The following is a 25,584-nucleotide window of genomic DNA, read 5'->3' on the forward strand; positions in this document are numbered from 1 at the left end:
TAAACAAATTATTTATCAGTGATGAAATTTTTTCTTGCCAATTCCTTTCTTACCCTGCTTAAGCTTTCAGGAGTAATTCCCAGGTAAGAAGCAATCATCCATTGAGGAACTCTTAGAAGAAGATCAGGATACATTTTGATGAACTTTAGATATCTTTCCTCGGCAGTTTCGCCCAATAGAGAATTGATTCTGTCTTGCAAACTCTTAACGTGTTTTTGAAGAACGAGATCATTTTTTTCGATGCTGTTTGGAAATTCACTTAAAAGCTTATTAAAAAAATCACGTGGTAAAACCGAAATTTCAGATTCTTCAATAGCTTCAATAAAATAATTTGATTTTTCACTAAAGTACAGACTGCTTCGGTCACCAATCAGCCAGTTTTCGGGAGCAAACTGTATGATGTGTTCTTTACCGTTCTTATCGATTGAAAACATTCTCAAAAGTCCTGATTCTACAAAATAAGTATTACGGCAAATTTCTCCTTGCTGTAATAAAATTTCTCCTTTCTGCACTTTCTTTATTTCGTACTGCATACTGCAAAGACTCAATCTTTCTGCCGGAACTTCGAGTACTTTTGCTAAATAAGTGGTCATATTGCTCATATGGTGATCTGGCTTAAGGTGATATCCTGATGTGAAGCGTTGTTGATGGCTTTACCGTTTTCTATGACAATCAATTGCGGACTTTCGTGTCTGATTGCGAAATCTTCAGCAATTTTGTTAGAAAGACTTCTGTAAGCTAAGAGATCAAGAAAGTAAAGAGTAACTTTCTGCTCTTCTGCTGCCTCAATTTCTTTTTCAAAATTTCTCAAAACTGTTTTGCTGATAAAACAGCTTGTAGAATGTTTAAAGATGGCGATTTTTCCTTCAAAAGATTTTTTAATTGCCTGTTCCAGATCTTGCTCAGATTCTATGGCATTCCAGAAAGATTTTGATTGGTTTTCTTCCGGTTTCCCGCCAAATATTTTATCAAAAAAACTCATACATTAAATTGTTTAAGGTGATGATCGAGGTGCTTGTATTCTAAAAATCCCCAGTCTTTTTCTTTCATAGCTCCGAAAAGCGCGTGATCTCGTGCCAAGTCCCCTTTTTTGTAAGCTTCCCAATACTCGTTGAGAGTTTTTACAAGGCATAGTTTTGATTCTTCAAAATCACATTCAAAATTAACGATTACTTTTTGAAAACTCGGCATATTGTGCGGAATTCCGTTATTGAAAATCTGTATCTCTTTTTTAGTGAAAATTCCTACCGCTCTAAAAAGAAGGTTAATCTTAGGAAGTTCGATCTTTTTTAATGCTATTTGAAGAATAAGATCACAGTGACAAAGCATTTGGGCGACATTCATTTTCCCCCATTTTCTTTGAGAATGTTCCGAAAGATGAGAAATTCTTTCAATTATTTCATCGAAATCTTTTTTGTTATGAAGACTTTTTTTTACCAACCTTTCTCGTTCTTTAGATTTTCAATATGGGCAAAATGATGATTGCAATGCCAAGAGTAAACTGCTAAATAATACCTTAAATTATGATCGTCATTTTTTTCAGGATGGCGGAAAGTTCTTTCAAACTGTTTGTTGGTCAATGTTTTCAACAAAAAATACCATCTTTGGTGGATTCCCTTCAACATTCTCATTGCGGGTTTTACAGGAATATTAATGCTGTCCTGAAGTTCTGCCCATTTTGCTTCGTCGTAAGGTTTTATAGTCGGATTATCCTCGGTAAGAGCCAATTTAAAACGGATAAAACTGTTTGCATGACTGTCTGCCAAATGATTTACTAGTTGTCTGACCGTCCAACCGCCGTTTCTGTAAGGAGTATCAAGCTGCTCGTCGGAAAAATCTTCAATTAATTTTTTTAATTTTTCAGGGAAATTTTTGATGACTTTGATGTGACTTTCCAATTCGATGTCGCAACTGATGTTCCCTTCCTGAAAATCTCCTATTGGGAATCTTTTGATGTCAATATTGTCCATTGTTTTTTATAATCGTTAAAAGTTTTGATAAAATTACGGCATTTTCATCTTTTAAATAGTACAGCATTTTATTCTGATATTCGTCCTGATTAGAATAGATTACATAATGATGTTTGTATTTGCTGATTTCAAGATCTTTAAATAATAATTCTTTATTGTTAAATTTTATTTTGTCAGTCAAAACCTCAACTCCACAAAGTTCAAAATGCTCTCCATGATTGACTTTGTTTAAATTGTATTGTAAAAGATCATCAAGATAATTATCCCACAATTCATCGACAAGATCACAGAATAACTGATGTTTTTCCTGTAATTTTCTGCCGTAAAAAAGTTTAAAATTGATTTTGATTTCCTGATTCGAAATCGTTTTGATATAAATTAAATATTCTCTTCCGATGTAGAAACTGTAGCCATTTATAAATTGAATCCCATATCTGATTCCTGTAATATCTTCTTTGTTAATGACTGTGAATAAATCTCCTTTCCGATCTTTATTCTCAAATTTAATGAAGTTTTTGTCTAAAATCAATTGCCGTTTCCGGTTGTCAAATAATCCACGAACAATGGTAAATTCTTTCATAAATATTGTTTTCTGTGGCAATTGGCTTCAGATAGTTCTTTAAATTTTAACCCGCGTAAATTTATCAAAAATTTTGAGAATTCTAAGCATAAAAAAAGCTTCAAATTCTACTGAGATTGAAGCTTTGATTCATTGAAATTTCTCACTAGTAACCATGCAAATCGATACCTTCGGTTCTTTGCAAAGTCACCTTCTTCCCCATCTTCTTTTGAATCACTCTGAAATGCTGTAATTCATCATCAGTAAGAATATTAATGGCAGTTCCTTTTTCTCCTGCACGTCCTGTTCTCCCAATTCTGTGAACGTAATCTAATGGAGAACGCGGTAATTCGTAATTGATAACACATGGTAAAGATTCGATGTGAATTCCTCGACCAATCAGGTCTGTTGCAACCAAAATCTGCGCACCGTTAACTTTAAATTCTTCCAGATTATTTCTACGGGCACCCTGCGATTTCTGACTGTGGATAGCGACAGCTTTTATTTTGTTTTTCTTTAATTTTTCAACCAGATTATCTGCGGATTTTGTGGACGAAACAAAAATCAAGGCCTTCTCCACTTTCTTTTCTTTAATTAAATACCGCAAAAATGGACCTTTATTTTCCGGTGAAACGTGATATGCCAATTGCTCGATATGATCAATTTCAACTTCCTCTTTTTTTATTTCAATTAAAACGGGGTTCATTGAAAGACGTTTCTTCATTTCGGAAACTTTATCATCCAAAGTTGCAGAAAATAAGGTTGTTTGTTTCATGACAGGCATTAATCCAAAAAGCTTATCCATCTCTTCTCCAAAACCTAACTGAAACATTTTGTCTGCCTCATCAATGACCAGATGCTTAACTCCTGAGATACTCAACGCATTATGATCAATTAAATCCAATAAACGACCGGGAGTTGCAATCAGAACTTCCACACCAAACATTCCTTTCATCTGAGGATTGATAGAAACCCCACCGTAAACCGCCATTGTACGAATTTCACGCTTCAGATTTACGGTAAAAGCTCTGAAAACTTCATCAATCTGAATCGCTAATTCTCGTGTAGGAACCAATATTAAAACCTGAACGTTACGGTCTTTTTTAACTTCTGTATTTTGTAATTTTTCTAAAATTGGCATCACAAAACAAGCCGTTTTTCCCGATCCGGTCTGTGCAATTCCCATCAGGTCTTTTCCCTGCAAAATAATAGGAATTGCCTGCTCCTGAATTGGAAATGGTTTAAGATAACCCAACTTTTTAACAGAATGAATAATATTGCTTGATAATCCTAACGACTCAAATGACATAAAATACTTATTTCTGCAAAGATAAGCTATTGGTAATTGTTTATGCTCCGAAAGTAAAATACTGATTGTAATAATTTTAATAAATAATTACTTTTACTTTTTAATCTTTTAATTTACATAAAGTTTGTCATTCGGGAGGAATCTAAATAGTTGAAAGTTAAAATCTTTGTAGAGATTTCTGCGGAATGATAAACTTTGCGTTCATTTATAGGCATTAATAACTTTTTCAATCTAAATGCCGTTTTGTCTGATATTTAAAATTTGGATAATTTTTTGAATATTAGATTTTAATAAATTATAATTTCAATCATAAAAAAAAATATGAAATCGCGAAGATTCCATATGTCCTTTAAAAATAATAAATACTTGCATATGAAAAAAGCATTAATAATAGTCGATGTACAGAATGATTTTTGTGAAGGCGGAGCATTGGCTGTTCCCGGAGCAAATGAAATAATTCCTTACATTAATTCTCTGATGGAAGAAAATGAATATGATCAGATTGTGCTGACTCAGGATTGGCACCCTGCCAATCACAAAAGTTTTGCCAGCAATAATGGCAGAAATGTTGGTGAAAGCATCATTTTAAACGGAGTTCCGCAGTTTATGTGGCCGGATCATTGTGTGGAAGGGACTTTCGGCGCAGAATTTCATCAGGATTTAAACAGAGATAAGGTGACTCATATCATCCAGAAAGGTAAGAATCCTGAGATCGACAGTTACAGCGGTTTTCAGGATAACAATCATTTTATGAAAACAGGTTTGGATGATTTCTTAAAATATCATGATATTCAATTGGTTGAAATTGTAGGTTTAGCAATGGATTACTGTGTAAAATTTACCGCAACAGATGCCGTTGCAAACGGATATATTACCTGTCTTCACTTCAACGGAACCAAAGCTGTTAATGTAAAACCTGATAACGCCAAAGACGCCATTTTTGAGATGATTCAGAAAGGGGTGACCGTTTTGGGATAATCTATTAAATGTAAACTTTGTCATTCCGGAGGAATCTAAACAATGTTTTTTCTGCGTTTAGATTTTACGGAATGACAAACAGAAAGAAGTAGGCGAAACAAAAAGACGCAGAATTAATTTCTGCGTCTTTTTTATTTTAAACGTAAAAGCTTTTAAAGCATTTTCAAAGTATTCACTTCCAAATCTGTAAGGATTCTCCAGTGACCTCTTTTGATGTTTTTCTTTGTCATTCCTGCGAACATTACTCTGTCAAGAGCTTCCACTTCGTATCCTAATCTTTGGAAAATTCTTCTGATCACACGGTTCCAACCGATGTGGATTTCCATTCCGATCTCATTTCTCGGTTTCCCTTCAATGAATGAAATTTGATCTACAACTGCAATGCCTTCCTCAAGACGGATGCCTTCAACAATCAGTTTCATGTCCTCATTGGTTAATTTCTTATCCAAAGTTACATGATAGATTTTTTTCGCATCAAAAGATGGGTGAGTCAGTTTTTTGGTCATGTGTCCGTCATTCGTTAAAAGAATAACTCCTGTTGTAGAACGGTCTAATCTTCCTACCGGGAACAGACGGTAAGGTGACGCATTGGCAACAAGATCCATCACGGTTTTTCTTGCTTTGTCATCTTTTGTAGTAGAAATGTAGCCTTTAGGTTTATTCAGAAGAACATAAACCGGTTTTTCCGGTGTAATACCCTGCCCGTCGAAAACTACTTTGTCTGTTTTCTGAACCTGATAACCCATTTCAGTAACGACCTGTCCGTTAACTTCTACCAAACCCTGAACGATAAGATCATCTGCTTCTCTCCTGCTGCAAATTCCTGAATTGGCGATGTATTTGTTAAGACGGATCGTATCTTTATGAACGTCTTTTTCAACTTTCTTAAATCTTCTTTTTTGTACAAAAGATCTTGCTCTGTCGTCATCTCTGTCGGTTTCGCTTCCTGGTTTTCTTCCGTATTTCAGGCTTCCTCTTTCATATTTACTTCTTGTATCAAAGTTTTTTCCGTCACCACCTCTTTTGAAGCTGGTTTTCTTGAAAGATGCTCTTTCTTCACTTTGATTGGATACAAAGGGTTCTTTTTCAATTTTTGAGTACTTCTTTTCCATTCGACTCTCATAGCTGGTATCAGATCTTCTGGAATCGGGTTTTGCAAAAGGTTTAGAGCGGTCAGTATCTGTATCTCTATCGCTTCTGCTGAAGGGCTTTTTCTCAAATCTTGATGAGCCGTTTTCGTTTTTATCTTTGGGGTCAAAACTTCTTCCGCCACTTTTAGAAAATGGTTTTTTGAAAGATTTCGATTCTGAAGAATTTCCAGATTTAGGAGCGCGCGGACCGTCCGAATTTCTTGTTGAAGATCTAGGTTTTTTAGGTCTTCCTGAATTATTATTGTCTCTGCTCATTCTAAATATTTTTGCAAAGATAGTAATTTAGTTATGAGTTGAAAATTAAGAATCATAACTTTGTACAATTGTTCCTTATTAATATAATCAGAAAGTACAAAAAATGATCACTTTATCAGACCATAGTTTTTCACAATTAAACGATTTTCTTAGCAAAAAAACATTCAGCAAAATATTTATTCTCGTAGATGAAAACACTCATGAATATTGTCTTCCGCTGCTTTTGGGAAATTTAGAAACAGAAACAGGTTTTGAGATTTTAGAAGTTGAGCCGGGCGAAGAAATGAAAAATATTCAGACGGTCACTCAATTGTGGGAGATTTTGACAGAAATGAAGGCAGATCGGAAAGCTCTGATCATCAATTTGGGTGGCGGAGTAATTACCGATATGGGTGGTTTTGTAGCTTCTACTTATAAAAGAGGAATTCAGTTTATCAATATCCCGACTACCCTTTTATCAATGTGTGACGCTTCTATTGGCGGAAAAACGGGTATTGATCTGTTGCATTATAAAAATATGGTGGGAACTTTCAGTTTTCCGGAACATATCTTTGTTTATCCGAAGTTTTTGGAAACACTTCCCAACAAAGAATTACGCAGTGGTTTTGCAGAAATGTTGAAACATGGGCTGATTGCGGACAAAACTCATTGGGAAAATCTGATCCGGATTCAGAACATTGATACGGAAGGCGTGGTTCCACACATTCAGACATCGATGAATATCAAACAGGAAGTCGTTGAAAAAGATTTCCATGAAAAAAATATAAGAAAAACTTTGAACTTTGGTCATACCATCGGTCATGCCATAGAAAGTTTATGTTTGGAAAAAGAAAGTCCTATTCTCCACGGTGAAGCAGTAGCACTCGGCATGATCTGTGAAACCCATCTTTCCTACTTGGAAGGTTTAATTACAAAAGAAGATTCAGAAACTATTATAGAGAACATTCAAAAGTATTATTCATTCATTGATCTGGGTGATTTTAAACAAGAAGACATTTTCCATCTTTTATTGAATGACAAGAAGAATACCGAGAGCAAAATCAATTTTTCCTTACTTTCAGAGATCGGATCTTGTGTATTTGATTATGAATGTAAGGCAGAAAACATCAAAAAATCATTGGACTTTTATAAAAAACTCAGCGGTTTTTAAAATCTTTATGTCATTTTTTGACATAAATTGATAAATTTTTCTATTAATTTAAACACTTGTTTTATTTTAATTAACTATCTTTAAAACAGTTGATTATGTCTGAATATGGTTGCTTGTTTGCTTTACAGAAGGCTGATTTTTATCATATTTTTAATGTTTGGCAAACAATTTGAAAGATACCACTCGTCAAACTCAAAAAAGTTTGTCAGTAAAATTTAAAATTAGGAAATAGTAAATATTAAAAATTTAAAGTTATGAAAAAGTTAATTTTAGGACTAGCGGTTACAGCAGGTTCATTAGCATTCGCTCAGACAACTACAACGACTACCACATCTTCATCAGATGTAAGATTTGGTATTAAAGCAGGTATGAACGTTTCTTCATTATCAAATGACGAAACTTTAGAAGATCAAGGGTCTAAAATTGGTTTTAATGCAGGTGTATTTGCAAATATTCCTATAGCAGAATCATTCAGTATTCAACCAGAGGTTTTGTATTCCCAATATGGTGATAAATATGATTACGTGGTTGCAGGAAACAGATATTCTTATGCAAACCATTTTGATTATATTACAGTTCCGGTAATGTTCCAATACAATTTTATTCCAAACCTTTATGTAGAGGCAGGTCCAGAATTTGGTTTTATGGTAAGCGCAAAAAATAAATCTAAGAACGAAACTAATAATGATGTTTTAGCAGAATCTGATAACTATAAAGATAACTTCAATACATTTAATGTTGGAATTGGTCTAGGAGCAGGTTACTATTTTACAGATAATATTGGTTTAACTGCAAGATATGTTGCAGGTGTTACTGATATTGCAAAAGATAGACCTTCAGGAAGAGATGCAGTTAGAAATAATGTTTTCCAAGTTGGTTTAGCATTTAAATTCTAAGAATTTTAAACAAATTTTATTTCAATAAAAAATGTCAGACTTAATTTCTAAGTCTGACATTTTATTTTTATAATTTATTTTTAGTTGAATAATTCTATTTCCTCTCCTTTTGCAACAGGATATTCTTCTGTGAAACATCCGAAGCAATGGTTAGACGAACCTAAAATTACTTTTAAATTCTCAGTACTTAAAAATTCTAAAGAATCTACTCCCAAATAATCTCTGAGTTGCTCAGTGGTCATATTTGCAGAAATCAAATCGTCTTTTGAAGGAGTATCAATTCCCAGGTAACATGGGGCAATAATTGGCGGGGAAACACTTCTGAAGTGAATTTCCTTTACTCCTGCTTCTTTTAAAATCTTAACCAGTCTTTTTGAAGTTGTACCACGAACGATAGAATCATCAATGATGACTACCCTTTTACCTTTGATTTCAGAAATGATAGGATTTAATTTTAAATTGACAACCCTTTCTCTCATTTCCTGTGTGGGAACGATAAAACTTCTTCCGATGTATCTGTTTTTGATTAAAACCGGACGGAAAGGAATTCCAGAAGCTTTAGAAAAACCGATTGCAGCAGGAACTCCCGAATCAGGAACTCCAATCACAATATCAGCTTCTACAGGAGCCTGTTCCCAGATTTTCTCACCAGATTTTTCTCTGATTTCGTAAACGTTGATATTCTCTAAAGTTGAATCAGGTCTTGCAAAATAAATATATTCAAACGAACAGATTCTCTGCTTGCCTTTCTCTTCATTTACCATGTAAGAATTGAGCTTACCGGGTTCATTTTCATTTGTATAAATGATTTCTCCCGGTAAAATATCACGTACGTACTGAGCTCCAACCGCATCTAATGCTACAGATTCTGAAGCTACAACATAAGTTTTCTCATCAACAGCACCTAAAACCAAAGGTCTGATCCCGTTGAAATCTCTGAATGCAAAAAATTTATTTCTCGTCATTCCTACTACAGAATAAGCCCCTTCTATTTTCTCCATGGTTGCTTTAATGGCTCCACGAAGACCTAAATCAAGATTTTTCTGAATTAATCGTAAAATCACCTCAGAATCTGAGGTTGCCCTGAAAACTACACCTTCAGCTTCCAACTCTGCTTTCAGCTCTTTAGCATTGGTCAGATTACCGTTGTGTGCGATGGAAAGGATAATCTGGTCATATTCGTTTTTGGCAAAAAATGGCTGGAAATTATACTTCTTTTTATCTCCTGCAGTCGTGTAACGGGTGTGACCGATTGCAGAATTTCCCATAAAAGTTTCCGGATCCTGGATCTCTTTATAAACATCTAAAACCAATCCTTCATCTTTCATATTGGTGATTTTTCCGTCCTTAAGAACAGAGATACCACAAGCTTCCTGACCTCTGTGCTGCAAAGCAAAAAGCCCGAATTGGGAAAGAGAAAACGTATCCAAATCATTATCAGAATACATTCCGAAGATACCGCACTCCTCATTCGGAGCATCCAGTCTTTCTTCTTCCTGCGTTCTGAAGAGATTTCTTCCGTAGGTTTGAGTTTCAAATTGTTTTAAATATTCACTTTTATGAATGTCTAAACTTTTCATTTCTATTTTTTCTATTATAGATAGTAGAAGTCAGATATCAGATTCTAGACTAACATCCGACTTTAAATTTAATTTTGTTGAATAACAAATCATTTTCAGAGCTAATAATCTAGCATCTGATGTCTCAAATCTGAAATTTTACTTACCAAGTAAAGTTTTCAATCTGTTGTAGATTTCTACATAAGCCTCAGTAACTTCTCCTAAGTCTCTTCTGAATCTGTCTTTATCTAATTTCTTCATCGTGTCTTTGTCCCACAGTCTGCAAGTATCAGGAGAGATTTCGTCTGCCAAGATGATTTCACCATCAGAAGTTTTTCCTAATTCGATTTTGAAATCAACTAAGATAATATTCATTTTATCAAAAAGATCGATCAGAATTTCGTTGATATCAGAAGTTAATTCATACATTTCATCAAGCTCTTCGTACGTTGCAGCACCTAAGAAAACAGCATGGTGATCGTTGATCAACGGATCTCCCAATTCGTCTTTTTTGTAGCAGATATCGAAGATGGTAACCGGAGATTTAATTCCTTCCTCCACTCCTAATCTTTGAGCCATGCTTCCTGCGGAATAGTTTCTTACCACCATTTCCAAAGGAATAATAGATACTTTTCTCACCAATTGCTCTCTTTCGTTCAATTGTTTAATGAAATGAGTCTTAATCCCTTTTTCGTTTAAATATTCAAAAATAAGAGTGGTGATGGCATTATTCATCTCCCCTTTTAAATCAACAGATCCTCTTTTTTGAGCATTAAACGCCGTAGCATCGTCTTTAAAACGAACTACAACTTGGTCAGGATTATCGGTAGCAAATACCTGTTTTGCCTTACCTTCGTACAACATTTCTTTCTTTTCCATTTCTTACTAGATTTATTTTTATTATTTAATTAAAATTCCTGTTAAAACTGCCATTCCAAAACTCAGAAGTGTACCAATTAATACATATTCTGTCAATTTTCTCTGTTTTGCCTGTGCAAGATCGCTGAATCTGAAAACAGATTTTGCTGCTACCATAAAACCAACGCCTTCCCAATGATTGACCATGATAAAGGTAAAAACAAGTAAACGTTCTAAAATCCCGATATATTTTCCGGCACTTGATAAAGATTCGGTCTGTATGTTATTATGCGTCTCCGGAACGGGTGTCCATGAAGACAACAAAGTTTTGATAAAAACTGAAGCAGGTGTTGTTAAAAACAAAGCTGCCATCAATATTTTTAAAATCTCCTGATCTTTTAAAACTTCAAAACTGAATTCATTAAAATAAAAAGAAGCTCCCGCAATCACCGAAATATGAAGAGCCTGATCAATAAAAAACCAGCTTTTTTTAGTCTTTACATTCTGAAAACTAAGTTTAGAAGCATCGATAATCAAATGTGTAAATCCCACCAAAAGAGCAACCCACCAAAGTTCCGTGTTCCAAAGAAAAATAAAACTTAAAACCGTGTGAATCAGAATATGAAGATACAAATATTTACTTTTCAGTTTTTTATTTTCTTTATCCGAAACCCAAGAGTTTGGCTGGAGAACAAAATCTCCGAGTAAATGTGCCAATATGAGTTGAGTAAAGATCATACTATAATTCTGAAATTTTCTTTCTAAAATATTGATTGGTTTCCACGATCAGATCGTAGTTTGCACGTTTCAGTCGCTGGCTGACAGACGATTGTGAGATGGTGAATTTTTTAGCTAAATCTTCCTGCGTGATGTCGTCATTCATGATCATTTCGTGAATGATCTCTGCGGTGGCCATCGTCCAGTTATCAAAGTCTTTTGAAGACCATTTCAGGAGAATATTAAGATCACGATCTACATTATCATTGGATGTTTTGATGGCAACTGTATGACCATCATTTTTAATATCATTCAATAATCTTCCGGAATTTACATAGGCAGTCCCATTGGATTCTGTAATTTTTTCCGATGAAAAATTTTCCTCTCCGATACCGATGGCAATTCTCACATCTAAATTTTCCTGGCTTTTTATAAGAGATTTTATGGCTAAGAAACGCCAGAAAACGTCATCGATATTACACTTAAGTTGAAATTCGTCGCCTCTGTAAATTTCCCATGTTTGTGGAGCACTTCCCCAGCTTTCAAGAAGATTTTTCAGTCTGGTTATCCAAACTTGAGTGTCTGCATGTTGCGAATTTATAATATCACCGGTGATGACCGCTATCATTCTGCAAATATAAGCATAAATACTTATATATAAAAAATATAAGCAGATGCACTTATAGATAATGATTATTAGTGAATCTGCTTATATCGATGATGTTGTAAATGATTGATTTTTATATTTCTACTGACTTAGATCTTATTTTTTAATAAACTGATGAATTTTATCATCTAATTTTAATAAGTAATTTCCGGTTGTCAATTTTTGAACAGATATATTTTTTTTGTTTTTAAATGGATTTTTCTCAGAATAAATCAATTTTCCTGACATATCAAGAATCTCAGCGGTTTTTATATTGTTAATATTGCCTTTAACAAAAACGCTCTCATTGACAGGATTTGGGTAAATTTTAAATTCTTTATCTGCTGAAGTAATATCAGATGTAGAAAGTGTTCCCAGATTTTGGCAATAATCATTTGCGTAAGAATCCCATTCTGAGATACTGAAAGTTGTCGTAGGTTGGTTAATCGTATTTTTTCTGTATAAAGACACGTTTGATAACGTAGAGCTATTCGATTGTGAACTGATACCTATTCCGTCCACGCTGGTAGATTTGTACCTCAATTCTATATAATTACTTCCGCTAAAAGTCATTTGCGGAGCTGCCGTTACAAATTTTGCCTGATTTATTGTATAACAGGAAAAATTTGCGGAAGGATTTAAAACTACAAAAGCTTCATTATTCTGAACCGTTCCCTCCAGCTCATAGGGATCTACAAAATAATAGTTTGTACCGCTGTAAAACTGAATTGATAACCTGTAATCGCTCAAATTAACAGGGTGTCCCGTTCTATTGGTTATTTCTAAAGCTTTATTGTTTGCTGTTCCTTCCAGATATTTTGAAACAAATAAATCTTTGGCATAAATATCTGTTGCTAAAGTGGTTATAGAAACGATATTACTGTCAGGAGAAAATAAATATCCGTTATCATAAGCTTTAACAGTAAACTGATAAGCTGTAGAAGGCGTTAAGTGATCGATAGTTACGGAAGTTCCTTTTGTAGAAGCAATCAAAGTTCCGTTTTGATAGATTTTATATCCGATAACATCCGTACTTGTGCTTGGAGACCAAGTTAGATTTGTAAAATATGCACTATTTTGAGTTACCGTTAGATTGGCTGGGGCTTGTGGCGGAGTTGCATCAGGAGTTTGTCCCCAAATTGCATTTACCCAGGAAGGATTATCAATAAAAGGATTTCTGTTTTTTTGAATAGCATAAACAGCGTTGTTTCTGTCTATTTCTCTTTGAGAAACAGGATCTTGAGTGTGCCACTGCAAAAGCATTGCCAGGTAAGCAGGATCAAAGGATCTCTCCTCTGTACCATCTAAAGGATTGGTGTCTGAAGCGGGATTTGTATTGTTATTAAAATTAAAAGTTCCTAATTTCCCTTCATATCTTACCGCAAAATACAGTAAACTTCTTGCTACATCACCTTTAAACTCATTGATGGGTTCGTAGACACGTCCTGTGTACGACCAGCCTGGGATGGCACTATTCGCAATTTTGGAAGTATTAGTAAATGTATGATGAATGGTCGAATTTGAAATTCCATACGGATAATTGCTTCTTAGCTGATTGATTCTGGCATCAGTAGGAACCACAAAAAACAAATCAGAATACATCGGGTAATTACTGTAGAACGTGCTTTGCGGCATCATGTGTTCTCTGTTCCAGCCCTGTCCTTCTGCTGAAGCACTACCGATAATATTTGCAGTGGTGTATTCATAAACATCCGGACCAGCCGGAATTTCGGAATACATATCCAGTAAAATTGTGGTGTTTGCAGCACCGTGATCATAGTATTTATCAAGATCTGTCTGGTTATAGTAATTGGTAAGATCACCGTAATGCCAATTGATGTTTTTTTCAGAAATAATATCATGCACTTTTGATTTCAGTGCATAACCGCTAAGTCCCGCAGTTCCGTTATAATATCCTGAAGGAATCTGAGAAAAAGCATATGACGAAATCAATAAAACAGGAAGTAAAAATTTTTTCATTCTTTAAAAATTGGTTGGCTAAATTATGAAATTATTGTAATCTTCGTTAAATATCTTCATTAATGTTATGTTAAATTTGAAAATGTAAAAAATTGATAAATAAAACTTTAGCGGTATTTTTTATACGTAATCAAATTTTTTTTCGTATTTCGGCAATTTAAGTATCTTTGGGCACTAACTATTATCTAATATGAATACAGAAACTATCAACAACATTAAAATGATAGCTGAGACAGCAAAAGAATTTGCTGAGAAAAATATCAGACCCAACATCATGGAATGGGACGAAAGCCAGACTTTTCCTAAAGAATTATTTCATCAATTAGGTGATATGGGTTTTATGGGGATTGTAATTCCAGAGCAATATGGCGGTTCTGGTCTGGGTTATCATGAGTATGTTACCATTTTGGATGAGATTTCTCAGGTAGACCCTTCTATCGGACTTTCTGTAGCAGCTCACAATTCATTGTGTACCAATCATATTTATGAGTTCGGAAACGAAGAGCAGAGAAACAAATGGCTTCCTCAGTTAGCTACCGGGAAAGTAATCGGAGCTTGGGGATTAACAGAACACAATACAGGATCAGATTCTGGTGGAATGTCTACAACAGCTGTAAAAGATGGTGATGAATGGGTAATCAATGGCGCTAAGAACTTTATTACTCACGCCATTTCAGGAGATATTGCTGTTGTGATGACAAGAACTGGTGAAATTGGTGCTAAAAACAATTCAACCGCTTTCGTTCTTGAAAAAGGAATGGCAGGTTTCACTTCTGGTAAAAAAGAAAACAAATTAGGAATGCGTGCTTCAGAAACTGCTGAGCTTATCTTCGATAACGTTCGTGTGCCGGATTCTCACCGTTTGGGAGAAGTTGGTGAAGGTTTCAAACAAGCGATGAAAATATTAGACGGTGGCAGAATTTCAATTGCTGCACTGAGTTTAGGAACTGCAAGAGGGGCATACAAAGCTGCTTTAAAATATGCACAGGAGAGAAAACAATTTGGAAAAGCAATCTCTGAATTTCAGGCAATCAACTTTATGTTGGCTGATATGGCAACGGAAATCGATGCTGCAGAATTATTGATACAAAGAGCATCAACATTGAAAAATGCTAAGCAAAAAATGACGAAAGAAGGTGCAATGGCAAAATTGTACGCTTCTGAAGCTTGTGTAAGAATATCAAACAATGCTGTTCAGGTTTTTGGAGGTTACGGATATACAAAAGACTTTCCTGCTGAGAAATTCTACAGAGATTCTAAACTTTGTACGATTGGAGAAGGAACTTCTGAGATTCAAAGATTGGTTATAGGCAGAGAAATTACAAAGTAATTTTTGTTTTGAGATAAATTTCAAACTATATTTTAATAAATAGCATATGCATTCCGCATATGCTATTTTCATTTTGGTAAGGGAAGATTTACGGTGTATTTAATGTATCGCATAATAATTTAAATGTATTATCTAAAAAAATCTTAAAAAATTTTGTTTTTCGTAAAGAATTTTTTATTAGCTTTGGTAATCCACAATCAAATGTTATATATATGAAAAAACAACTATTGGTGATTGGAGTGCTTTTTGTGTCAGGCATTTCTTTCGCTCAGACCGATAGACTATGGTCTGAAGGTTCTTTAAAAACAAATTCTGAAGTTTTAGAAAACAAAACAAACATTGTCAACCCCAAAATTTATCAGCTTGATATTAACGGGCTGAAAAATATTCTTTCAAAAGTTCCTAAAAGATTAGCAATAAGGGAAAAATCTGAGATTATTATTTCATTTCCAAATTCTGATGGCAAACTTGAAAATTTCAAAGTAAGAGAAAACTCAAATTTTGATCCGCTACTTTCCGCCAAATATCCGGATATCAAATCTTATGTCGGGGAAGGTCTTGACGATCCAAACTCGACGGTATATTTCAGTATTTCACCTTTAGGATTATCTTCAATGGAAATTTATGGTGATAAGTCGGCTGTTTTCATTGAGCCTTATACAAAAGATCTTTCTTCTTATGTGGTTTACAAAAAATCTGATAAAAAAGATAACCTGAGTACTTTCGAATGTACAGTTATAGACGTTGCTCAAAAAGGAATCAGTACAACTACTCTTGCAGCAAGACCCAATGCGGATGATGCTAAATTAAGAACGTTCAGACTTGCATTATCTTCAACCGGCGAATACACGGCTTATTTCGGAGGGACAAAAGCACTTGCTTTAGCAGCAATGAATAATACGATGACCCGCGTAAATGGTGTTTTCGAAAAAGACTTTGCAGCCAGAATGGTTTTAATTGCCAATAATGACGCTGTAATTTACACAAGTGCGTCTACAGATCCTTATTCTGCGGCTTCACAAATGAGCAATTGGAATTCTCAGCTTCAGTCAACTTTAACGTCTGTAATCGGTGAAGCAAATTATGATGTAGGACATTTATTCGGAGCTTCCGGAGGTGGTGGAAATGCAGGCTGCATCGGTTGTGTCTGTGTAAACGGTTCAAAAGGCAGCGGTTATACTTCTCCTGCAGACGGAATTCCATCTGGTGATAATTTTGACATCGATTATGTAGCCCACGAATTAGGTCATCAATTCGGAGGAAACCATACATTTTCAATGAGTAATGAAGGAACGGGTGTTAATATGGAACCTGGCTCCGGCTCAACAATTATGGGTTACGCAGGAATTACAAGTCAGGACATTCAGCCACACTCAGATTCTTTTTTTCATGCGATCAGTATTCAGCAGGTCACCAATAATATTAAAGCTAAAACCTGTCCGGTAAGCACTTCAACTGGAAATTCAATTCCAACTGCAGATGCTGGTTTAGATTATACCATTCCGAAAAGTACACCATTTATGCTTACAGGAACCGGAACTGATGCAAACGGAGATTCTTTAACCTATATTTGGGAACAAGTTGATAATGCATCGTCTTCCCAAACAGGAGCAAGTTCGGCAGCTAGCGCAACAAAAGCTACCGGACCAACATTCAGATCCTGGACTCCGGCAACTACACCTGTAAGATATTTCCCGAGAATGGCATCCGTTTTAGCTGGGGCAACAACAACTGCAGGTTCAGAAATCACAGTTGAGGCACTTTCTTCAGTTGCTAGAAGTTTAAATTTCAGATTTACGGTTCGTGATAACAGAGCGGGAGGTTCAGGAAACAATTCTGACGACACTAAAGTTACAGTAAATGCTACAGCAGGACCTTTTGTCATTACTTCTCAAGGTACAGCAACAACTTATCCTGGAGGAAGCTCTCAAAATGTAACGTGGAATGTAGCCGGAACAACAGCCAACGGTGTAAACGCTGCTAATGTAGATATTCTTTGGTCAACAAATTCCGGGACAACCTGGACAACTTTACTGGCAGGGACTCCAAATGACGGTTCTCAGGCAGTAACAATTCCGAATGTAACTACGACTACAGGAAGAATTATGGTAAAAGGAAGCAATCACATTTTCTTTGATGTGAATAATGCTAATATTTCTGTAAATGCAGGTTCAGGAAGTACAGATACGGTTGCTCCTACAGCTCCTACTCTTTCGGCTTCAGGAACAACTTCTACAAGCACCAATCTTTCATGGAGCGGCGCAACAGATGCAGTAGGTGTTACAGGTTATGACGTTTACCAAGGAGCTTCACTTGTAGGTGCTACTGCCTCTACAACGTATACGGTTACAGGTTTAACGCCTTCTACAACTTACAGCTTTACAGTGAAAGCAAAAGATGCAGCAGGAAATATTTCCACAGCAAGTAATACAGCAAGCGTAACGACTCTTGCAGGAACTTCAGTTACATATTGTACAGCAACAGCCACAAATACTGCAGATGAAAGAATTGGAAATGTGACATTTGGCAGCATTAATAACACTTCTACAGGAACTGCGGGCTATGAAAACTTTACTTCTGTTTCAACCAATGTAACCAGAGGAACGGCGAATACAATTTCCATTACACCGGTTTGGACATCCACAAAATACAATGAAGCATATGCAGTTTACATCGATTATAATAAAGATGGTGATTTTGCAGACAGCGGAGAATTAGCATGGACAAAAACGGGATCACAAACAACTCCTGTGACAGGATCAATCACGATTCCTTCAACAGCTACTCTTGGAAGTACAAGAATGAGAGTGATGATGCAGTACAATTCTGTTCCGTCAACATCTTGCGGATCTTATACTTACGGGCAGGTTGAAGATTATACTTTAAATATTCTTTCATCTGGAAGAGAAAATGATTTTGGTGTCGAGAATTTAATGACCGATATTAAATTATATCCGAATCCGGTAAGAGATATTTTAAATATTTCAAATACAACGACAGAAGATTATAAAATCTTTGACATGGGTGGAAAACTAATAAACGCAGGAAAACTCGAAAGAGGCACAGTGAATGTAAGCAATCTTACTACGGGAGCTTACACGATCCAGATTGGAGAAATCTCAAAAAGATTTATCAAAAAATAACCATTAAAAAATTAAACTTGAAAGGCTGCCAGAAATGGCAGTCTTTTCTATGGTAATGAGTAGCAAGTAATTTTAAAACTAAAAACCAACAACCAGCAACAATTTCTCAAAATCACTATATTTGCTCTAAATTTAAAAATTTCATGGATAAAATTGACAGCCTGAATCAGGTAGCAGAATTTCACACCACTTTCAAAGCACCTATTTTAAAAACTCCGCAAATTCCTTCTCAGGAAAGATGTAATCTGAGAGTTGAGCTTTTACAGGAAGAACTAAATGAACTGAAACAGGCGATAGAAGATAAAAATTTAGTAGAAATTGCCGATGCATTATGCGATTTGCAGTATGTTTTAAGTGGTGCTGTTTTAGAATTCGGGTTGGGTGATAAATTTGTAGAATTATTCAACGAAGTTCAGCGATCAAATATGTCTAAAGCTTGCGACAATGAAGAACAAGCAAGCGAAACAGTAGAGTTTTACAAAGAAAAACAAGTTGAATCTTTCTACGAAAAGTCAGGAGAAAAATTCAATGTATACAGAAAAGTAGATCATAAAGTTCTGAAAAACAAATACTACTCTCCTGCTGATTTAAAAACAATTATCGAAAATTAAGATATTAAGATGAAAAAAATTATTACCAAAATACTTGTTGTATCATCCTTAGCATTGGCAACTCAACAATTGAGTGCTCAGAAAGTTGTGGTCAATCGAGAAGTTGAAACTACCAATGACGGGAAAATGCTTTTGGGACACCAGCTGAAAGACCAGTTTTTAAAAGAACCCTATTCTGAATGGTATATAAAAGAGTTTAATGAATATGCTTTAGATCAGAAAGCTGTCGGAGAATTAAAGAAAAACAAAATCAATTCTTACAATCTGATTGTTTTCATGGGAACGTGGTGTGAAGACAGCCACAGAGATTTCCCAAGACTGATGAAGATTTTGCAAGAAGTAAAGTTTTCAGACAGCAGATTAACGATCATTGCAGTAAATCGTAAAAAAGAATCTCCTACCGGCGATGAATCAAAATATAACATCCAGAAAGTACCGACCATCATCGTAGAAAAATATGGCAAGGAAATTGGAAGGATTATCGAGATGCCAACTACAGGATATATCGAAAGAGATCTTGTTGAAATCTTAAAGAAAGATGACCAGTCGGTAATCAAAGAAATATTTAAAAAAGAAAATTGAGAAATCTAAAACTTTTCATTCCTTTTGTCGCAGGAATTTTGCTGATGTTGATTCTGTTTTTCAGCTTCAGATCTTGTTTCAGTGTAAGCGAGAAAACCGAGAAATCTGATTATTATATTCTGACCAATCAGATCTCAAAAATGAATAAGATGGTTGTGCTGGAACAGGATATTTCATCTATGCAGAAAACCAAAATGGGCTATGAATTTTTTGGAAAAGAAATGACGAGCAATACCATTATCACCTATACAAAGACAAATGCGCAGGTTTCTTACGATCTCAATAAAATGAAAATGGAAGTTGATTCTGTTAATAAAAAACTGGTGATCACAGAGTTACCAGATCCGGATATCAGAATCACACCAAGCGTAGAGATACAGTCAATGGATGATTCTTTTATCAATAGAATTTCTGAAAAAGACATCAGAAATGTTCAGCAAAAAGCTAAACAGACAGCTATAAAATCCGTTGATCAAGACAGACTTAAAAGCGAAGGGAAGCAACAATTAATGGAAAATCTGAACAATATTTTCGTTTTGGCAAAGGCTTTGAATTACAGTATAGAAGATAAGACCGGACAGCTCGGTATTCTTAAACTTTAAAATTCAAAATCATGCATTCAGAAGACAACGATAAGCCAAAAGAATCTGCAAATTCTGCAGAAACTAAAAAACAGAACGAAGATTTTCAAAATATTCCTGCTTCTTCAAAAAAACAGAATCCACCTGATGTAGACAAAGAAGACGTGAAAAAATCTTCAGAAAACAAATCAGGTAAAACAGATAATACTAAGTGAAAGCTTAGTATTTTTTTATTTAAAGTATTAAGAAAATCATTAGTTGAAATTTTCATTAACGTCAAAATTTAAAATAAATTGTATTTTTTGTGAATTATCATGCTGTGATTTCATAAAGAAGTAAAAAATGCGTATTTTTGCAACTTAAAATTTCGTACTAAACAATGATAAAAATTACACTTCCAGACAATAGCGTCAGAGAATTTGACGGAGAAGTCACTCCGTTGGATGTGGCAAAATCGATAAGCGAGGGATTGGCTAGAAATACCATTTCCGCAGTTGTAAACGGCACACAAGTCGAAGTTACCACGCCTATCACCACAGATTCTACGGTACAGCTTTTGACATGGAATGATGATCTTGGTAAGAAAGCATTTTGGCATTCTTCTGCCCACCTTTTGGCGCAGGCAATCCTTGAATTTTATCCTAATGCTCAATTAACTATCGGTCCGGCAATCGAAAACGGATTCTATTACGATGTAGATTTCGGTGACGAAGTTTTATCTGAAAAAGATTTTGACAAAATTGAGAAGAAAGTTTTAGAAAATGCTAAAAAAGCTTCTACATTCTCACTATACCCTGTTTCTAAAGCTGAAGCTTTAAAAACTTATGCAGACAATCCTTATAAAGTGGAATTGATTTCTAATCTTAATGATGGCGAAATCACATTTGTAACACATGATAATTTTACAGATCTTTGTCGTGGCGGTCACATTCCGAATACAGGAATCGTGAAAGCGGTGAAGATTTTGAATGCTGCGGGAGCTTACTGGAGAGGAAATGAGAAGAATCCTCAGTTGACAAGAGTTTACGGTATTTCTTTCCCAAAACAGAAAGAACTGACTGAATATCTTGAGCTATTGGAAGAAGCAAAAAGAAGAGATCATAGAAAATTGGGTAAGGAATTAGGAATTTTTGCTTTCTCTGAAAAAGTAGGTGCAGGTTTACCACTCTGGTTGCCAAAAGGTACTGCATTGAGAAAAAAGCTTGAAAATTTCCTTTCTGATGCTCAGAAAAAAGGAGGATACGAATTTGTAATGACGCCACATATCGGTGCAAAAGAATTGTATGTAACTTCCGGACACTGGGATAAATATGGTGCAGACAGTTTCCAGCCGATCAAAACTCCGAATGAAGGAGAAGAATTTATGCTGAAACCGATGAACTGTCCTCACCACTGTGAAATCTACAAAACTTCGCAATGGAGCTACAGAGATTTACCAAAAAGATATGCAGAATTCGGAACGGTTTACAGATATGAGCAAAGCGGAGAACTTCACGGCTTGACAAGAGTTCGTGGATTTACTCAGGATGATGCTCACCTTTTCTGTACTCCGGATCAGTTGATGGATGAGTTTAAGAAAACAATCGATTTGGTTCTGTATGTTTTCGGTTCACTTGGATTTGCAGATTTCACCGCTCAGATTTCATTAAGAGATCCTGATAATAAAGAAAAGTATATAGGTTCTGATGAAAACTGGGAAAAAGCAGAAAACGCAATCGTTACTGCAGCTAAAGAAAAAGGATTAAACACAGTTACAGAATACGGAGAGGCTGCATTCTACGGTCCTAAATTAGATTTCATGGTGAAAGATGCTTTAGGAAGAAAATGGCAGTTGGGAACTATTCAGGTAGACTACAACTTACCAGAAAGATTTGACCTTACTTATATCGGAAGTGATAATGAAAAACACAGACCGATCATGATTCACAGAGCGCCATTTGGTTCTATGGAGCGTTTTATTGCGATCTTATTAGAAAATACTGCCGGAGATTTCCCATTGTGGTTGAGTCCGGATCAGTTTACCATATTGCCAATTAGTGAAAAATATGTAGATTATGCTAAAAAAGTTTCAGGATTTTTAGAAAATCACGATATTAGCGGATTGATTGACGAGCGAAACGAAAAAACGGGTAAGAAAATCCGTGATGCCGAATTGAAAAAGATTCCTTTCATGCTTGTAGTAGGAGAAAATGAAGAAAGAGATGGCACAGTTTCTGTACGCAGACGTGGAGAAGGAGATCTTGGAGTGATGAGTATGGATGAGTTTGTAGCGCACTTCAAAAAAGAAGCAACAGTATAAAAGGATTAAACAATCAAAGGATTAAGAATTCAAAATTATTGAATAGTGAATCATTTTTTATTTTTAATCATTGAATGTTTTAATTAAATAGTTATTAACCAATAAAATTATAAAGCGATAGCACAAAGATTTAACAACAGAGGCCCACAGAGACGTCCACCACAGGAGGACTTACACATGATAAACGATAAGATTCGCGTAAGAGAACTTCGTTTAGTGGGCGACAACGTAGAACCGGGAATTTTCCCGATTGACAAAGCGAGACAAATTGCCAAAGAACAGGAGCTAGATTTGGTCGTGATTTCAGACAAAGCTGAACCTTTCATTGCGAGAATATTAGACTACAAAAAGTTTTTATACGAGCAGAAGAAAAAACAAAAAGAACTTAAAGCAAAACAAATCAAAGTGGTTGTGAAAGAGATCCGTTTCGGACCTCAGACTGACGAGCACGATTATGATTTTAAGAAAAAACATGCTGAAAAGTTTTTGGAAGAAGGTTCAAAATTGAAAACCTACGTATTTTTCAAAGGACGTTCAATTATCTTTAAAGATCAGGGCGAAATTCTACTTCTTAAGTTGGCACAGGAGCTTGAGCATGTTGGGAAAGTAGATCAGCTTCCTAAACTTGAAGGAAAAAGAATGATTATGATGATGAGTCCTAAAAAACCAGCTAAATAATTTGACAACGTGATGATGGGTTTCCTACTCATTGTCTTAAGGAAATATACAAAAAGAGATTTTCTAATGAAAGTCTCTTTTTGTATGATAATTTTTCGTAATTTTGCAAACCAATTATCTGCGTGAAGGATAGTAATGGAAAGCCCACAGCAGGAGCCGGCAAAAGCGGCAGAGCGAGGACTTGAAATGAATAGCCTGACCCCGAATGAGTGAATGGAGCGTAGCGGAATGAACGAGTGAGGGACACGCCCAAAAAAAGCTAATAGCCAAAAGCTTTTAGCCGATAGCTAAAGTATTGATAACAAAAACATAAAAAAGCAAACAATGCCAAAATTAAAAACGAAATCAGGTGCTAAGAAGCGTTTTAAACTTACCGGAACTGGTAAGATTAAAAGAAAAAATGCTTTCAAAAGCCACATCTTAACTAAAAAAGAAACTAAGCAGAAGAGAAATCTTACTACTACTTCTTATGTTGCGAAAGTGGACGAAAAAAGCGTTAAACGTCAATTAGCAATCAAGTAGTTTTTATAAATCATTTTTCGGTTTATAAGAATAACAATTCAACATTTTAACCCTGAAACGGTGCAGATAAGTGTAATGAAACAGTTTACCGCCCTTTTCAAAAAAACAATTTAAATTATGCCAAGATCAGTAAATGCCGTAGCTTCCAGAGCTCGCAGAAAAAAATTAATGAAACAAGCTAAAGGTTTTTTCGGTAGAAGAAAGAACGTTTGGACTGTTGCTAAAAACGCGGTACATAAAGCAATGCAATATGCTTACCGTGGTAGAAAAGAGAAAAAGAGAAACTTCAGATCACTTTGGATCATGCGTATCAACGCAGGTGCAAGAGAGCACGGAATGTCTTACTCTCAGTTTATGGGAGCTCTTAAAAAGAACAACATTGAATTAAACAGAAAAGTTTTAGCTGACTTAGCTATGAACTATCCTGAAGTATTCAAAGCTGTTGTAGATCAAGTAAAATAATGTAAAATTTTTTGTTATCAATATAAAATCCTGAGTTTTTTGCTCAGGATTTTTTTATTTTATTTACATTTGCTTAAAATTACTTCAAAGTATAAAATTGACGTTTAAAGTGAAAAAATTATCTACTCTCCTTCTTATTTCATTAGCTTCATACAGTGCAAATGCCCAAAATTTCATTCAGGCTTATCAGAACAGAGCTGATTTGGTAACACAAACTAATATTACTTCGATTCTTCAGGAATTTTCAGCATTAGGTGTGAAAACTACGGGTTCTGTAGCGAATACAAATACTTTAAATTGGCTTAAAGCTAAATATCAGTCATACGGCTATACAGCCAGCCAGATTACGGAAGATACTTTTACGTCCGGAAGTGTAACTTCGAAAAATTTGATTATTACGAAAACCGGTACAGTTTATCCAAATATCTATGTAATTATCTGTGGGCATTATGACACTATCGCAGGAGCGGGTGTAAGCGATAACGGAAGCGGGACATCAATTTTACTTGAAGCTGCGAGAATTTTAAAAGATGTTCCAACTGAATATTCTGTGAAATTTATTCATTTTTCGGGTGAAGAACAAGGTCTAGTAGGAAGTACCCACTATGTTAACAATGTTGTTTTTCAGAATAATGTACGTCAATTAAATTTAAGAGTTGTTTTTAATATAGATCAGGTTGGCGGACAATTGGGAAACACAAATACCGCCATCAAGTGTGAAAGCGACCAAAGCGGACAAACTGCGAATAATGCTCAGTCTTTAGCGTTTACGCAGCAACTTGCAACGTGCACCACACTTTATTCTCCGCTTCAATCTGTAATGTCGAATGCGTATGCTTCAGATTATATTCCTTTTGAAAATAAGGGTGACATTATTACAGGTTTCTATGAAAATGTAAGAAGCTTTAACGAACATACTGTAAATGATACTTTTGCTAATGTAGATCCTGTTTACGTTTACAATGCAGGAAAAGCAGCAGTAGGTGCTCTTCAGCATTTTGCGGTTGCAACAGCCACTTTAGCCGTGAATGAAACTCAAAACAATGAATTGGAATCTGTTAAAATATATCCAAATCCTGCAAAAAATATTGTTAAACTAGAATTACCTCCTCATATCAAAGATTTCAAGGTTGAAGTTTCCGATATGAGCGGAAAATTGGTTTTGAAAACAGAAAATGAAACAGAAATCAACATTTCAGATTTACAAAATGGTGTTTACCTTTTCTTAATAAAAGCAAATGAGGAGAATGTGACGCGGAAAATTGTTGTAAAAAAATAAAACATTATTCTTTATCAAAGTAATGGTTCCTTAAATATCTGGAACCATTTTATTTATCAATGCTAAAAA

The 25,584-nt window shown here is 35.2% G+C and carries 26 protein-coding genes; 14 read left to right on the forward strand and 12 right to left on the reverse strand.

Features of this window, described 5'->3' with window-relative positions; translation table 11 throughout:
- Nucleotides 1–8: 8 nt before the first annotated feature.
- The 6 genes from AC4FQ5_RS06160 to AC4FQ5_RS06185 form a co-directional block, all read right to left on the reverse strand.
- Nucleotides 9–602, reverse strand: a complete 594-nt coding sequence (locus tag AC4FQ5_RS06160) for a Crp/Fnr family transcriptional regulator (protein ID WP_263002013.1) — start codon at nucleotides 600–602, stop codon at nucleotides 9–11.
- Nucleotides 599–982, reverse strand: a complete 384-nt coding sequence (gene ytxJ, locus AC4FQ5_RS06165) for a bacillithiol system redox-active protein YtxJ (protein WP_491141628.1) — start codon at nucleotides 980–982, stop codon at nucleotides 599–601. Before ytxJ ends, AC4FQ5_RS06160 begins: the two co-directional genes overlap by 4 nt.
- Entirely contained in the window at nucleotides 979–1,440 is a 462-nt protein-coding gene (locus AC4FQ5_RS06170; protein WP_491141630.1) for a DUF1569 domain-containing protein, read from the reverse strand. The genes ytxJ and AC4FQ5_RS06170 overlap by 4 nt, the downstream gene beginning before the upstream one ends.
- On the reverse strand, nucleotides 1,434–1,970 hold the full coding sequence (locus tag AC4FQ5_RS06175; protein ID WP_491141631.1) for a YfiT family bacillithiol transferase: 537 nt from the start codon (nucleotides 1,968–1,970) through the stop codon (nucleotides 1,434–1,436). The genes AC4FQ5_RS06170 and AC4FQ5_RS06175 overlap by 7 nt, the downstream gene beginning before the upstream one ends.
- The gene (locus AC4FQ5_RS06180; RefSeq protein ID WP_491141633.1) at nucleotides 1,957–2,550 is read right to left on the reverse strand and encodes a hypothetical protein; all 594 of its coding nucleotides are present in this window, start codon (nucleotides 2,548–2,550) and stop codon (nucleotides 1,957–1,959) included. The genes AC4FQ5_RS06175 and AC4FQ5_RS06180 overlap by 14 nt, the downstream gene beginning before the upstream one ends.
- A 145-nt stretch (nucleotides 2,551–2,695) precedes the next feature.
- On the reverse strand, nucleotides 2,696–3,838 hold the full coding sequence (locus AC4FQ5_RS06185) for a DEAD/DEAH box helicase (protein WP_491141635.1): 1,143 nt from the start codon (nucleotides 3,836–3,838) through the stop codon (nucleotides 2,696–2,698).
- 372 nt (nucleotides 3,839–4,210) lie between these two features.
- On the opposite strand from AC4FQ5_RS06185, the gene pncA reads away from it, so the two are divergent.
- Entirely contained in the window at nucleotides 4,211–4,816 is a 606-nt protein-coding gene (pncA, locus tag AC4FQ5_RS06190; RefSeq protein WP_491141637.1) for a bifunctional nicotinamidase/pyrazinamidase, read from the forward strand.
- Between the two features lie 152 nt (nucleotides 4,817–4,968).
- On the opposite strand, the gene AC4FQ5_RS06195 is transcribed toward pncA, so the two are convergent.
- On the reverse strand, nucleotides 4,969–5,928 hold the full coding sequence (locus tag AC4FQ5_RS06195; protein WP_491141853.1) for a pseudouridine synthase: 960 nt from the start codon (nucleotides 5,926–5,928) through the stop codon (nucleotides 4,969–4,971).
- A gap of 397 nt (nucleotides 5,929–6,325) precedes the next feature.
- Between AC4FQ5_RS06195 and aroB the strand changes: the two genes are divergently transcribed.
- Nucleotides 6,326–7,372, forward strand: a complete 1,047-nt coding sequence (gene aroB / locus AC4FQ5_RS06200; protein WP_491141639.1) for a 3-dehydroquinate synthase — start codon at nucleotides 6,326–6,328, stop codon at nucleotides 7,370–7,372.
- Between the two features lie 254 nt (nucleotides 7,373–7,626).
- Nucleotides 7,627–8,268, forward strand: a complete 642-nt coding sequence (locus tag AC4FQ5_RS06205; protein ID WP_491141641.1) for a porin family protein — start codon at nucleotides 7,627–7,629, stop codon at nucleotides 8,266–8,268.
- A gap of 80 nt (nucleotides 8,269–8,348) precedes the next feature.
- On the opposite strand, the gene purF is transcribed toward AC4FQ5_RS06205, so the two are convergent.
- From purF to AC4FQ5_RS06230, 5 genes are all read right to left on the reverse strand, one after another.
- On the reverse strand, nucleotides 8,349–9,848 hold the full coding sequence (gene purF, locus AC4FQ5_RS06210) for an amidophosphoribosyltransferase (protein WP_491141643.1): 1,500 nt from the start codon (nucleotides 9,846–9,848) through the stop codon (nucleotides 8,349–8,351).
- A 138-nt stretch (nucleotides 9,849–9,986) separates the two neighbouring features.
- Nucleotides 9,987–10,706 carry a phosphoribosylaminoimidazolesuccinocarboxamide synthase gene (gene purC, locus AC4FQ5_RS06215; RefSeq protein WP_225686466.1) on the reverse strand — a complete coding sequence of 240 codons (720 nt, stop codon included), beginning with the start codon at nucleotides 10,704–10,706 and terminating at the stop codon, nucleotides 9,987–9,989.
- Nucleotides 10,707–10,727: 21 nt separating this feature from the next.
- On the reverse strand, nucleotides 10,728–11,423 hold the full coding sequence (locus AC4FQ5_RS06220; protein ID WP_491141645.1) for a DUF3307 domain-containing protein: 696 nt from the start codon (nucleotides 11,421–11,423) through the stop codon (nucleotides 10,728–10,730).
- A 1-nt stretch (nucleotide 11,424) separates the two neighbouring features.
- Nucleotides 11,425–12,030 (reverse strand): SatD family protein, encoded by a 606-nt coding sequence (locus tag AC4FQ5_RS06225; RefSeq protein WP_491141647.1) that lies wholly within the window; start codon nucleotides 12,028–12,030, stop codon nucleotides 11,425–11,427.
- Between the two features lie 135 nt (nucleotides 12,031–12,165).
- Nucleotides 12,166–14,028, reverse strand: a complete 1,863-nt coding sequence (locus AC4FQ5_RS06230; RefSeq protein ID WP_491141650.1) for an endonuclease — start codon at nucleotides 14,026–14,028, stop codon at nucleotides 12,166–12,168.
- 190 nt (nucleotides 14,029–14,218) lie between these two features.
- Here AC4FQ5_RS06230 and AC4FQ5_RS06235 point away from each other — a divergent pair, with 190 nt between their 5' ends.
- The 11 genes from AC4FQ5_RS06235 to AC4FQ5_RS06285 all read left to right on the forward strand — a co-directional run bounded on the left by AC4FQ5_RS06235 (nucleotide 14,219) and on the right by AC4FQ5_RS06285 (nucleotide 25,515).
- The gene (locus tag AC4FQ5_RS06235) at nucleotides 14,219–15,358 is read left to right on the forward strand and encodes an acyl-CoA dehydrogenase family protein (RefSeq protein WP_047444047.1); all 1,140 of its coding nucleotides are present in this window, start codon (nucleotides 14,219–14,221) and stop codon (nucleotides 15,356–15,358) included.
- Between the two features lie 212 nt (nucleotides 15,359–15,570).
- The gene (locus AC4FQ5_RS06240; RefSeq protein ID WP_491141652.1) at nucleotides 15,571–18,501 is read left to right on the forward strand and encodes a reprolysin-like metallopeptidase; all 2,931 of its coding nucleotides are present in this window, start codon (nucleotides 15,571–15,573) and stop codon (nucleotides 18,499–18,501) included.
- Nucleotides 18,502–18,644: 143 nt separating this feature from the next.
- On the forward strand, nucleotides 18,645–19,112 hold the full coding sequence (locus AC4FQ5_RS06245; protein WP_491141654.1) for a pyrophosphohydrolase domain-containing protein: 468 nt from the start codon (nucleotides 18,645–18,647) through the stop codon (nucleotides 19,110–19,112).
- Between the two features lie 9 nt (nucleotides 19,113–19,121).
- Nucleotides 19,122–19,694: a TlpA family protein disulfide reductase gene (locus AC4FQ5_RS06250; RefSeq protein WP_491141656.1), complete on the forward strand. Its 573-nt coding sequence runs from the start codon at nucleotides 19,122–19,124 to the stop codon at nucleotides 19,692–19,694.
- On the forward strand, nucleotides 19,691–20,296 hold the full coding sequence (locus tag AC4FQ5_RS06255; RefSeq protein WP_491141658.1) for a DUF4230 domain-containing protein: 606 nt from the start codon (nucleotides 19,691–19,693) through the stop codon (nucleotides 20,294–20,296). The genes AC4FQ5_RS06250 and AC4FQ5_RS06255 overlap by 4 nt, the downstream gene beginning before the upstream one ends.
- A gap of 11 nt (nucleotides 20,297–20,307) precedes the next feature.
- The gene (locus AC4FQ5_RS06260; protein ID WP_491141660.1) at nucleotides 20,308–20,490 is read left to right on the forward strand and encodes a hypothetical protein; all 183 of its coding nucleotides are present in this window, start codon (nucleotides 20,308–20,310) and stop codon (nucleotides 20,488–20,490) included.
- Between the two features lie 164 nt (nucleotides 20,491–20,654).
- Nucleotides 20,655–22,574, forward strand: a complete 1,920-nt coding sequence (thrS, locus tag AC4FQ5_RS06265) for a threonine--tRNA ligase (protein ID WP_491141662.1) — start codon at nucleotides 20,655–20,657, stop codon at nucleotides 22,572–22,574.
- A 177-nt stretch (nucleotides 22,575–22,751) separates the two neighbouring features.
- Complete coding sequence (infC, locus tag AC4FQ5_RS06270; RefSeq protein ID WP_034676299.1) at nucleotides 22,752–23,252, forward strand: translation initiation factor IF-3; 501 nt, start codon at nucleotides 22,752–22,754, stop codon at nucleotides 23,250–23,252.
- Nucleotides 23,253–23,576: 324 nt separating this feature from the next.
- Nucleotides 23,577–23,774: a 50S ribosomal protein L35 gene (rpmI, locus tag AC4FQ5_RS06275; protein ID WP_300345981.1), complete on the forward strand. Its 198-nt coding sequence runs from the start codon at nucleotides 23,577–23,579 to the stop codon at nucleotides 23,772–23,774.
- 117 nt (nucleotides 23,775–23,891) lie between these two features.
- Complete coding sequence (gene rplT / locus AC4FQ5_RS06280) at nucleotides 23,892–24,236, forward strand: 50S ribosomal protein L20 (protein ID WP_491141665.1); 345 nt, start codon at nucleotides 23,892–23,894, stop codon at nucleotides 24,234–24,236.
- Nucleotides 24,237–24,345: 109 nt separating this feature from the next.
- The gene (locus AC4FQ5_RS06285; RefSeq protein ID WP_491141666.1) at nucleotides 24,346–25,515 is read left to right on the forward strand and encodes a M28 family peptidase; all 1,170 of its coding nucleotides are present in this window, start codon (nucleotides 24,346–24,348) and stop codon (nucleotides 25,513–25,515) included.
- The last annotated feature ends 69 nt before the right edge of the window (nucleotides 25,516–25,584 follow it).

The sequence above is a fragment of the Chryseobacterium sp. DT-167 genome (assembly GCF_058310155.1).

Coding starts and splice junctions, on each gene's coding strand:
- AC4FQ5_RS06160 (WP_263002013.1), bottom strand. CDS start 602: ATGAGCAATATGACCACTTATTTAGCAAAAGTACTCGAAGTTCCGGCA.
- ytxJ (WP_491141628.1), bottom strand. CDS start 982: ATGAGTTTTTTTGATAAAATATTTGGCGGGAAACCGGAAGAAAACCAA.
- AC4FQ5_RS06175 (WP_491141631.1), bottom strand. CDS start 1,970: ATGGACAATATTGACATCAAAAGATTCCCAATAGGAGATTTTCAGGAA.
- AC4FQ5_RS06180 (WP_491141633.1), bottom strand. CDS start 2,550: ATGAAAGAATTTACCATTGTTCGTGGATTATTTGACAACCGGAAACGG.
- AC4FQ5_RS06185 (WP_491141635.1), bottom strand. CDS start 3,838: ATGTCATTTGAGTCGTTAGGATTATCAAGCAATATTATTCATTCTGTT.
- pncA (WP_491141637.1), top strand. CDS start 4,211: ATGAAAAAAGCATTAATAATAGTCGATGTACAGAATGATTTTTGTGAA.
- AC4FQ5_RS06195 (WP_491141853.1), bottom strand. CDS start 5,928: ATGGAAAAGAAGTACTCAAAAATTGAAAAAGAACCCTTTGTATCCAAT.
- aroB (WP_491141639.1), top strand. CDS start 6,326: ATGATCACTTTATCAGACCATAGTTTTTCACAATTAAACGATTTTCTT.
- AC4FQ5_RS06205 (WP_491141641.1), top strand. CDS start 7,627: ATGAAAAAGTTAATTTTAGGACTAGCGGTTACAGCAGGTTCATTAGCA.
- purF (WP_491141643.1), bottom strand. CDS start 9,848: ATGAAAAGTTTAGACATTCATAAAAGTGAATATTTAAAACAATTTGAA.
- purC (WP_225686466.1), bottom strand. CDS start 10,706: ATGGAAAAGAAAGAAATGTTGTACGAAGGTAAGGCAAAACAGGTATTT.
- AC4FQ5_RS06220 (WP_491141645.1), bottom strand. CDS start 11,423: ATGATCTTTACTCAACTCATATTGGCACATTTACTCGGAGATTTTGTT.
- AC4FQ5_RS06225 (WP_491141647.1), bottom strand. CDS start 12,030: ATGATAGCGGTCATCACCGGTGATATTATAAATTCGCAACATGCAGAC.
- AC4FQ5_RS06230 (WP_491141650.1), bottom strand. CDS start 14,028: ATGAAAAAATTTTTACTTCCTGTTTTATTGATTTCGTCATATGCTTTT.
- AC4FQ5_RS06235 (WP_047444047.1), top strand. CDS start 14,219: ATGAATACAGAAACTATCAACAACATTAAAATGATAGCTGAGACAGCA.
- AC4FQ5_RS06240 (WP_491141652.1), top strand. CDS start 15,571: ATGAAAAAACAACTATTGGTGATTGGAGTGCTTTTTGTGTCAGGCATT.
- AC4FQ5_RS06245 (WP_491141654.1), top strand. CDS start 18,645: ATGGATAAAATTGACAGCCTGAATCAGGTAGCAGAATTTCACACCACT.
- AC4FQ5_RS06250 (WP_491141656.1), top strand. CDS start 19,122: ATGAAAAAAATTATTACCAAAATACTTGTTGTATCATCCTTAGCATTG.
- AC4FQ5_RS06260 (WP_491141660.1), top strand. CDS start 20,308: ATGCATTCAGAAGACAACGATAAGCCAAAAGAATCTGCAAATTCTGCA.
- thrS (WP_491141662.1), top strand. CDS start 20,655: ATGATAAAAATTACACTTCCAGACAATAGCGTCAGAGAATTTGACGGA.
- infC (WP_034676299.1), top strand. CDS start 22,752: ATGATAAACGATAAGATTCGCGTAAGAGAACTTCGTTTAGTGGGCGAC.
- rpmI (WP_300345981.1), top strand. CDS start 23,577: ATGCCAAAATTAAAAACGAAATCAGGTGCTAAGAAGCGTTTTAAACTT.
- rplT (WP_491141665.1), top strand. CDS start 23,892: ATGCCAAGATCAGTAAATGCCGTAGCTTCCAGAGCTCGCAGAAAAAAA.